Origin of the sequence: Flavobacterium aureirubrum, assembly GCF_038739835.1 — a bacterium.
GTDB classification, from domain to species: Bacteria; Bacteroidota; Bacteroidia; order Flavobacteriales; family Flavobacteriaceae; genus Flavobacterium; species Flavobacterium aureirubrum.
The window spans coordinates 179,730-189,400 of record NZ_JBCGDO010000004.1; the positions used below are offsets into that span (position 1 = coordinate 179,730).

The following is a 9,671-nucleotide window of genomic DNA, read 5'->3' on the forward strand; positions in this document are numbered from 1 at the left end:
TTTGGTAAAGTATTGACTAATTTACTTTTTTATTGAATTGGCATCGATAATTATAGTAAAACCAAGTCTCTAGAAAGTATAAACCGACTTTCATAAGAAGCTCATTTTTATGAAATAAATGTTGTTGTTTATGTATCAAATGATCTAGTAGTAATTGACACTTAAAGTTTAAAAATAATTTGTTTCAAATACGTTTCGTCAAGAAGTTCTTCTACTTTTCTATGATTTGCTTCATCAACATATTTATTAGGAACAGCTTGTTTTTTTGTTGCACCCATTTTGTACCATTCATATTCAATATCAAGGTGACCAATATCTATAGCTTGAAAATTACCATTCGATAAATCGTAAGCAAGTACAGATGCAGTAGCACCAAGTGCAATCAGAATTAATTTATCTGCTGCATATTTTTTTGTTGTTACTAAAATTTCATCATATCTAGAAAAAGCGTTTTCAGCAGGACACAAAATTCTTTCAATAGATTTACAATTGTCAAACAAATCATTGCCATAACCTAGTCTAGTACCTTTACCTTCAACAATTAGAATATCTCTATCATTCCATAACATTTTAAAAAGCTGCAACGATTTTTTTGGAAACTCCACTTTATCCGAAAGATCCATATAAAATCGCGTCATTAACGAGTCATAATATAATTTATCTTTAATAGTAAATTTGTTCCAGTGATACAAATAATGAGCAACTTGTCTTGTCCAATATTTACTAGCTCTATCGTTCAATCGAGAATGATCGTGAAAAACATCAGGAATTGAAACAGCCAAATTTTTAGTATCCGATTTTAAAACTTCTACTAATCGTTCTTTTAAGCGTTTATCATATTTTTGGAATCCTTCGTGTTGTCCTAAAATGATATCCAATTCCCCGTTACCAAATCTAGACACTGACATTTTTTTATCAATTATCACTTGTAAAGAGGCATGCGAGTCTAAAACTTTAGGATGTATTTTGAAATAAATTAAAAACCTATTCAAAAATTGGAAAATAATCTTCAAAACTTTATTGTAAATTCTTGTAATTAAGTTAATCATACTTATAAAATAAATTGTTCTTATACTGTGTTAAGTATCTCGACTTGAAGTATATAATATAATGAAAAGGATTGATAAGCTTGGTAATAAAATAGAAAAGAAATAAAGTAAACTTATTTTTTTTATTCAAGAAATCAATCTTAAAAAGGTGACAAACATACCAATAGTATATTTTGGCGCAGCGTAAATCCCATGGTAAATTAGGATATGATAAAGCTTTAATACTCGGCTCAGTTTTAAAATATATAGGATTTACAATATAATCTGTTTTTTGCTTACTTACAGACTCATCATGAACTCTATAATTCATAGTCTCTTCCTCCATGAAGTGAAGCTTGATATTATTTTTTGTAAAGCCTAACCATAGCTGATAATCTTCGGAAAAAAGTAAATCATCTCTAATAATTCCGAACTTTTTATGTATTGCTGTATTTATAAATACCGATGGTGTGAACGGAATTTTATTTGACACCAAAAGTAGTTTGTATTGACCAGCAGCATCAATAGTATCATTGATAATTTTGCTAGGAAAACGCCCAGGATTAAGCCTCAAAAAACAGTCTTCTGTAAAATAATCTACATACATTCTACAGTAGGAAAATAGAACTTTAACCTCACTATTTTTTATAACATAAGCCATGTTTTTTTCTAAACAAGTCTCTCGTAAGGCATCATCGCCAGAACAAAATTTTATCCACTGTCCTGTAACAGCATTCAGAGCTCGATTATAGTTTGCTGAAATTCCAGTGTTTTTAGGCACGGTAATAATCTTTACATCGGTAAAACGTTTTTTTACTCTTTCTTGTTCGCACCACTTGGTAATAAGAGCCACAGTGTTATCTTTAGAACAATCATCAGAAACAATTAACTCTATATTCGCATACGTTTGGTTATACACACTTTCTAGTGTTTCTTCTATAAACAAAGCAGAATTATAGGTTAAAATGGAAACAGAAACTAATTGCAAAATTTTAGGATTACTTTTTAAATTTATCTTTAAATTTTTCTACAAGGTTGGCGAAAGCTATACGTTTATTCAATTGGTTAGCATTAAAAACAAGGGTTACCATGACAAGTACAACCTGCGTAATATAATTATAAGGAAAAATAAAATAATGACTACAAAAAAGACAAAGTACCATCAATAACATATTGACTAAAAGCAACTGCAAAACATTTTTTGAAAACCAGAATTGATATTTTGAACGGAGTATTAAAAACAAACCAATAATAGAAATAAGATAACTAATACTTAACGATATTCCCAAGCCTTTCAATCCTAGCAAATGATAAAAAAGAATATTAAAGGAAAGCACAATGATATTAGCAGTGATTTCAATAGTCAAAAAAAGTTTGTTATTTCCTTTGGCTAACACAATATAATTCAGTACCCAAACCAATCCTTTTAATGGAATAGCGAGAACAGCCCAAGTTATATAATCGTTTGACGCTAAAAATTCTTTGCTCAAAAGTAATCGAATTAACAAAGGTGAAGTAGCTAGTAAAAGTATCAATACAATGCCTAATATAATCAATACTAATTCAGCCTGCTCGTTAACCAATTGTTTCCATTTACTATCGTCGTGAATTACGCCAGCTAAACGCGGAAAATAATCAGTAGACATGGCAGTAAAAACCATACCTACATAACCACCAACGATGGTATTTCCTGCGTTATAAAGTCCAACATCAGACAGTGAACCCGTTCCAGAAATAAAAGCACTCAGTGCAAAAGCCACAGCAGCCGATAAAATACTAACCAAAGTCAAGCTCAAACCCAACTGGACTATTGGTTTCCCTATAGTCAACGTTTCAGGCCAGCTAACCGCTATGGATTCAAATTTGATTTTTTTTGTAAAATAAAGAGAAACCAAATAATTAGCAAAAGCAGTAACAATGATGGCAGGTACTACGCCATTGATACCGTACAAATAAAAAATAGGTAAGGCAACCACCAAGCCTGTAAAACTCCCAATAATATTGGCTTGAGCAAGATACTTGATTTGTCTTGTCCCGCGCAAAAGGGTATAAATACCGCCAGATAAAGCACCAAATACAAACGTGACAGATAACCAAAGAAACGAAGTAGTATGCTCATAATTTTTAAAAGCAAACTTGCTTAATAAGGGTGAAAAAACAACCGTGGCTAGCACACCTAAAAATGCTGTAAACCAAATAAGTCTCCTAAAAACTTGATAAATAGTCCTAATTTTTGTAGGGTCATCTGAATTATGGGCTGCAGCAATATTTTTTACAGCACTTTCAGGTACACCCAATGAGGTGATGGTTCTAATAAGAGTTAGGCCCGACAATAAAAGTCCGTTCAAGCCCATACCAGCGGTGCCGATAAGAATAGCTACAAATTTTCCTCTGATTAAAGTAACCAAAATGTTAAAAACCTGAACACCTCCAAAAATGGAAGTAGCTTTCATTATAGAACCATACGATGTTTTGTTTTCTGCCACTAAAGCGAAAATAAATTTAGTGCTTCGATTACTCTAGTCACTTCTTCGTGAGTCATCACCGGACTTATAGGCAAGCTGACTACTTCTTCATGGATAGTATTCGTTAACGGGTAATCGAAAGTATTCAATTCTTTGTATGCCAATTGTTTATTCGGAGGAATAGGATAATGTATTAAAGTTTGAATACCATGTTCAGCCAAATAATTTTGTAACTTTTCTCTTTGCTTACAGCGAATGACAAACAAATGCCATACATGTTCCTTATTTTCGGAAACTGAAAATTGAGCTGAAACTGGAAAAGGTAGTTGAATTAATGGATTATTAATTTCCAAAAGATAGCGTGCAGCAACGGTTCGTCGGTATTGATTTTCAGCGTCAATATAACGCAGTTTTACATCCAAAAATGCAGCTTGAATTTCATCCAATCTACTGTTTAATCCTTGATATTCGTTAACATATTTTTGTTTGCTACCATAATTTCCTAGAGCTCTTATCTGTGAAGCTAGTACGTCATCATTTGTACTAACGGCACCTGAGTCACCCAGTGCTCCAAGGTTTTTTCCGGGATAAAAACTAAACCCAGCCGCATCGCCAAGATTACCCGTTTTTATTCCATTCCATTCCGCGCCAATAGCTTGTGCGTTATCTTCAATGATCTTAAGATGGTGTTTTTTTGCTATTGCTACCAACTTTTCATTCCAACACACTTGACCATAAAGATGAACAATCATTATGGCTTTCGTTCTTGGTGTAATATGTTTTTCGATTAAGTCAATATCTAAATTAAAACTCTTTTCATTTGGTTCGACCAAAACGGGTTGCAATCGATTATCCGAAATAGCTAAAAGTGAAGCAATATAGGTATTAGCAGGAACAATCACTTCGTCGCCTTCTGCCATTACTCCTAAATCGATGTAGGCTTTTAGAATTAATCGAAGCGCATCTAATCCGTTTGCCACACCAATAACGTGTTTTGAATTGTTGAACTGGGCTAAGTTTTTTTCAAAAGTAGCTACACGTTCGCCCATAAGAAACCAACCGGAGTCGATTACTTCTGCAGCTACTTTCTTTAATTCGGCAGCATGCTGGGCATTTATTTTTTGTAAGTCTAAAAATTTAATATTACTCATTTAATAATGCAATTTCTTCTTCAGTTAATGTTCGAATTAGTTTTGCTGGGGTACCACCAATGATAGAATAATCAGGAAAAGATTGGTTAACAAAACTATTGGCAGCAACCACGCAATAGTTTCCTAAAGTCACATTGGGCATGATGACAACACTTGCGCCAATCCAAGTGTGATTACCAAGCGTAACAGCACCTTTCAAAATTGGGAAAATGCGTTGCATCACTTCAGAAGCATTAGGTCCTGAACCTGACATTAAATTTACATTTTGGGCAAAACTTACATGATTTCCTATGGTCACTTTTGCGTTATAACCTTCCACTATAGTATTTGGTCCAAAATAGCACGATTTACCCACAACCAACTGATTCTGGATTGAACCAAAAATCTTCACATGGCTTGCTATATTAGTGTCATCGCCTATGGCTACATTGTTTATGCTAGCATCTTTATCTATACTAACATTTTTTCCAAGTGTAATATTTGAAGTAATCATTTTAAACTTTTTTATTTATAAATGCCAATATACAATTATATAGATAATCGATATCGAAAGTGGAAAGCGTTTGATGATTAGGTATAAAAAAGACATCTTCACCATAGAAAACACTACTTTGTATTCCATAATTTGTAAAATGAATTTTGAGAGCAGCTAAGTCATCAATTATTCCGTTATTATTCAACAACAATACGGAAGGAACTGTATTTTGTTTCTGTTCAAAACGTAGCGTAAAACCAAGAGTTAAGAATTTTTGGATGGCGTAACTAAAATTTTCACTTCTTTTTTCGAGCAATTCGTTTTCATTTTTCAAATGAAATGAAACTACTTTTTGAATGTAGTTAATTTGCTTGTCATCAATAAATGGACTTACATTTATTGTCTCATCTGAATTTGAAACTAAAACTCCTCCTATTTGTACAGGAAAAAACTTAGGGAAACTATAAATGGTAAAATCACCATATTTTCCAATCATTGATTTATCATCTTGACTAAAAAAAGTGGTACAACAGTCTTCAATTATTGGAATATTTAACAATTGTAATTCGCTCATTCTGGGGTATGGATAACCAAATTCGTGATTTACAAATAGTATTTTTGTTTTGGCTGTAATTTCGTGATTCCACTTACAAAACTTTTCTATCGTTTTAGTAACACACGAACTTATGTAGGTATTTCCTGAGGTTGTAATAATTGTAACAATGTCATCTTGCTGAAGATTATAGCTTTTTAATGCTAGTGCTATAGCTTCTCGTCCGTTTAAAGTAAAAGTCCAATTTGAAGTTGAAAATTTTTGATTAAAATAGAAATTACAATAATCATCATCTTTCAAGCTCTGATTTATTGTTAGAAATGAAGTTGTAAATGGGCTAATTCTATAAGATGGAAGTAAATAAGAGTCAGGGTTAATAACGAACATTTTTTAAAACGTTAAATTAAATGTTTCATAAACAATTCCTCTTCCGCCAAAACCTTCCTTCTGAAAAATAAGTCTTTCATTTAAATAATGACCCGAATCTTCGTTTGAATGACCAAAATCAATAACATCAATAGCTTTGAAAATAGTATTGATTATTTTGTCAAACAATAAATCTAAAGCGCCATTTATTTTTCCTTCCTCACTTGCTGAGATATATTGTACATGGATAAGATTACCCATAACAAACAATACCGTTCCAGCTATCATTTTATCATCCAAAAATGAACAATAAAGCTTGATGTTGTCGGGAAATAAATTTTTTAATTTAATTATTTCCTCACAAGAGTGAACTGGTTTAACACCGTGATTGTGGGTTAAATTATATTCTAATATATCCCAAAATAATTCGAATTGAGTACTTTCTGTAACAACTACACCTGCATTTTGAGCCTTTCTAAGACCGCTTTTTCTTGACTCTGTAAACGGAATTTTATCTTTAGTAAAAATTGTACTTGATAAAGTACATGATATTTTACTTGCTTTTAACCGATAAAGTGCGTAAATATCCTCTTGCATCGGTTGCTTTTGGTAAATAAGTGGTATTGCTTTGTATACCAATTCATTTATATTATTATTTTTTAAAAAAAGTAATAAGGCATCAAATATGGAAAGAACATCTACGGCTGTAATTTTTGACGAAGTAATTAAACCGCCATAAGTCAAACCTTGATGTGAATAAAAAATATTTTGTTTAACATTCCCAGGAAGTACAGCTTCTAATTTTCCCTTTCTATAAATTAGAATAGAAAAATCATCAAATCTATCAGCATGATATTCAAGAAAATTTCTTTTAAATAAAAATGTATTTACTCTCGAATTATCGATAAATGCGTCCCAAACTTCATGTTGAGTGAAATCGTATTTTTTTAAATCAATTATATTTGCTTCCAATCTTTAAATTTTTGAAAATCCCTAAAATAATCATTTTCATCATACAACTCTGAAGCTAAAACCATACATATAGAACCACTAGAAAAAGTATCTAAATCGCGCCACAATCCCGGTGGAATTAATAAACCTTGATAAGGCTGATATAAGTGAAAACTTTTTTTATTGACCCCATCGTCAAGCGTAACTGTAAAACTACCACTTAAAGCAATCATTATTTGGTGTAAATCTTTATGCGCATGACCACCGCGACTATTGCCGCCTGGCACATCATAGAGATAATATATTCTTTTGACATCAAAAGGAATTTCTTTCGAATTAGTTATCGAGGTTAAATTCCCATTCAATTGATGGTTTTTGGGTAGTGTAATTAAAACGCAATCGTTTATAGATGAGGCCTTCATTACAATATAGTAGTAAGGTATTTGTTTTTATCACGTTGATAATCGTACTCATCAAAGGGCTCGTTACAAAGATGCAGTGATACTGAATTAGTAGAAAAATTTTCCATATGGCGCCAGTGATTTTCGGGAATATACAAGCCAAAATAACTTCTGTTCAAAGTATATTTTTGTTCATCGCCATTGGGCAACGTAACTACTACATCAAAACTACCACTTAAAGAAATAATAACTTCTTTTTGTGTTTTCAAGGCGTGTCCGCCACGAGTTTCACCACCAGGAACATCATAAATCCAAAAAACACGTTTTATCTCAAAAGGAATAGGATCAAAATTTTGAATAAAAGTTAAATTACCTCTTGGATCTTGAATCTTCGGTAATTGTATAATTTGAACGCTATCTAATGCCATTAATTTTTTCTAATTATAAATTAGTTTAAACTTTTACATGAATACTGAACACTGAAAACTGAACACTTTTTTAAACAATTTAAAGTCTTAAACAAATAACTAATTAACTGCAAACTGCTACTGTAAACTGAACACTTTCTCAACGGCTTCGCCCTGTCAGTCACAAACAGCAACTAACGCAGACTTAAAAAAAGCATAAAAACTAATTCAATAGTAGTGTTTCATGCTCATATAATAACAAACCTGAATTATCGTGTTTGTTAGTAATTGTAAAAACGACGCCTCTTTGAATCTCTTTTTCGATTTTCTCCGATAATTGCGTTAAATAGTCAGTATTTAAATCATTTCCTTCAAGCACTATTTCAATCGTACCGCTATCAATACCTTTGACATAGTCGCCTACCAAATAAACTCGGCCAATAGATCCAATTTTTTCAATAACCATTTCAATGATGGTATCCAGCCCAACATATTTTCTTATAATTTGTTGGAGTAATTTGAAAAAAGGATGGGTTTGATTAGCTTTATAAGTTATTTTTTGATGCTCATCTGTTCGTATCAAATAGCCAGCTTCTGTTAGATTATTTAACTCTTTACGGATGGCATTGGTGGACTCGTGCATTTCGTTAGCTAAACCACGGAGATAGCCTTCATTAGCAACGTTTATAAAAAACTTTACTAATAAGCGCAACCTAGTTTTTGAAGTAATAATATTTTCGAGCATTAACAAAAATAAACACTGAGTAACAAAGGTACTCTTTATATTTATTTTAACAATTTTTTTTGAAAAATTCAATCATTTTTTAACAAAAATTCACGCTGCGATAAGAATGGTATGATAAAAAAGTGAATAAATACAGTGACCATTCTTTAAACAAAACAAGAACTATAAAAAGGCAAATAAGCTAGTAATGTTGAAGTTTTACAGTTGCTATAAACAGAAACTTGCTAGTCAAAATCAGTATTATGTAATTGTATCTTAAAGCCAAGTTCCTCTAATATAATTTCTAGATAGTTTTTATCAACCCTTGAGACTACTCCTTTAATTCCCTGCAAAGGACCAGAGGTAATGGTGTAATTTTGACCTACCTGAATAGAGGAAACGGTGAACGACGTAACGATTTTATTTTTTAGAAAGTCTTTAAGATTCTGTATTTCTTCATCTCTAATGATTGCTGGTTGACCCAACCAATAAACATAGCGAACAATGCCATCAACAGCAAAAACAGTATCCCGAAACTGATGATCAAGTTGCACAAAAACATAAGAAGGTAATACAGGTACAGTTACCTTTTTTTTCCGATCAGACCATTGCTTAAGCTGCGTAACCATCGGACAATAAACAGGAATACCCATTTTTTCCAATCGTTCTGTAACTTTTTTTTCGAATCGTGGCTTTGTATATAAGGCAAACCAGGGCATGTTTTTTTTTCAAAGCTACAAATTATCAACCTAAAAATTTAAATACTGCAGAATTAAATCTGTTAGCAAACGAAACAGATATCCTCAAAACCTTTGAAAATATATAGATTAAAATAAGAAAAAACGTTAAATGCAGCAAACTAATAACATCAAAGAAGTAAGCTTTGCCAGAAACTATTTCAATGTCAAGTCAACATGCAATACACAAAACTGAGTGCACTTTCTGAACCAACTTCATGACCACAGTGCAACAAAAAACCACAAACAACAAACTTTAAACCCTCAAATCCCTTTGCGCACCTTACGAACCCTTTGCGCACTTTGCGGTTAAATAAAAAATCCCCATCTTGCTCTTACACAAGACAGGGATTTTAAAACCTATTAAGTCTTAATACTTAATACTTAATACCTCGTATTTCGTACCTCGTACC

At 32.1% G+C, this 9,671-nt stretch carries 11 protein-coding genes; all 11 read right to left on the bottom strand.

The window, feature by feature from the left end; translation table 11 throughout:
• Window positions 1-161 precede the first annotated feature (161 nt).
• Window positions 162-1,049: an SP_1767 family glycosyltransferase gene (locus tag WFZ85_RS05305; RefSeq protein ID WP_342695241.1), complete on the bottom strand. Its 888-nt coding sequence runs from the start codon at window positions 1,047-1,049 to the stop codon at window positions 162-164.
• Window positions 1,042-2,016, bottom strand: a complete 975-nt coding sequence (locus WFZ85_RS05310; RefSeq protein WP_342695242.1) for a glycosyltransferase family 2 protein — start codon at window positions 2,014-2,016, stop codon at window positions 1,042-1,044. The genes WFZ85_RS05305 and WFZ85_RS05310 overlap by 8 nt, the downstream gene beginning before the upstream one ends.
• Window positions 2,017-2,026: 10 nt before the next feature.
• Window positions 2,027-3,514 (bottom strand): oligosaccharide flippase family protein, encoded by a 1,488-nt coding sequence (locus tag WFZ85_RS05315; protein ID WP_342695243.1) that lies wholly within the window; start codon window positions 3,512-3,514, stop codon window positions 2,027-2,029.
• The gene (locus tag WFZ85_RS05320) at window positions 3,514-4,644 is read right to left on the bottom strand and encodes a DegT/DnrJ/EryC1/StrS family aminotransferase (protein ID WP_342695244.1); all 1,131 of its coding nucleotides are present in this window, start codon (window positions 4,642-4,644) and stop codon (window positions 3,514-3,516) included. Before WFZ85_RS05320 ends, WFZ85_RS05315 begins: the two co-directional genes overlap by 1 nt.
• Window positions 4,637-5,137, bottom strand: coding sequence for an acyltransferase (locus WFZ85_RS05325; RefSeq protein ID WP_342695245.1), 501 nt, complete (start codon window positions 5,135-5,137; stop codon window positions 4,637-4,639). Before WFZ85_RS05325 ends, WFZ85_RS05320 begins: the two co-directional genes overlap by 8 nt.
• A 1-nt stretch (window position 5,138) precedes the next feature.
• Window positions 5,139-6,059 carry a DegT/DnrJ/EryC1/StrS family aminotransferase gene (locus WFZ85_RS05330; RefSeq protein WP_342695246.1) on the bottom strand — a complete coding sequence of 307 codons (921 nt, stop codon included), beginning with the start codon at window positions 6,057-6,059 and terminating at the stop codon, window positions 5,139-5,141.
• A 3-nt stretch (window positions 6,060-6,062) separates the two neighbouring features.
• Window positions 6,063-7,010 carry a GNAT family N-acetyltransferase gene (locus WFZ85_RS05335; RefSeq protein ID WP_342695247.1) on the bottom strand — a complete coding sequence of 316 codons (948 nt, stop codon included), beginning with the start codon at window positions 7,008-7,010 and terminating at the stop codon, window positions 6,063-6,065.
• Window positions 6,995-7,411 carry a sugar 3,4-ketoisomerase gene (locus WFZ85_RS05340; protein ID WP_342695248.1) on the bottom strand — a complete coding sequence of 139 codons (417 nt, stop codon included), beginning with the start codon at window positions 7,409-7,411 and terminating at the stop codon, window positions 6,995-6,997. Before WFZ85_RS05340 ends, WFZ85_RS05335 begins: the two co-directional genes overlap by 16 nt.
• The gene (locus tag WFZ85_RS05345; RefSeq protein WP_342695249.1) at window positions 7,411-7,818 is read right to left on the bottom strand and encodes a sugar 3,4-ketoisomerase; all 408 of its coding nucleotides are present in this window, start codon (window positions 7,816-7,818) and stop codon (window positions 7,411-7,413) included. Before WFZ85_RS05345 ends, WFZ85_RS05340 begins: the two co-directional genes overlap by 1 nt.
• Before the next feature lie 202 nt (window positions 7,819-8,020).
• Window positions 8,021-8,542 carry an ArsR family transcriptional regulator gene (locus WFZ85_RS05350; protein WP_342695250.1) on the bottom strand — a complete coding sequence of 174 codons (522 nt, stop codon included), beginning with the start codon at window positions 8,540-8,542 and terminating at the stop codon, window positions 8,021-8,023.
• Window positions 8,543-8,766: 224 nt separating this feature from the next.
• Complete coding sequence (locus WFZ85_RS05355; RefSeq protein ID WP_342695251.1) at window positions 8,767-9,240, bottom strand: UpxY family transcription antiterminator; 474 nt, start codon at window positions 9,238-9,240, stop codon at window positions 8,767-8,769.
• Between the last annotated feature and the right edge of the window lie 431 nt (window positions 9,241-9,671).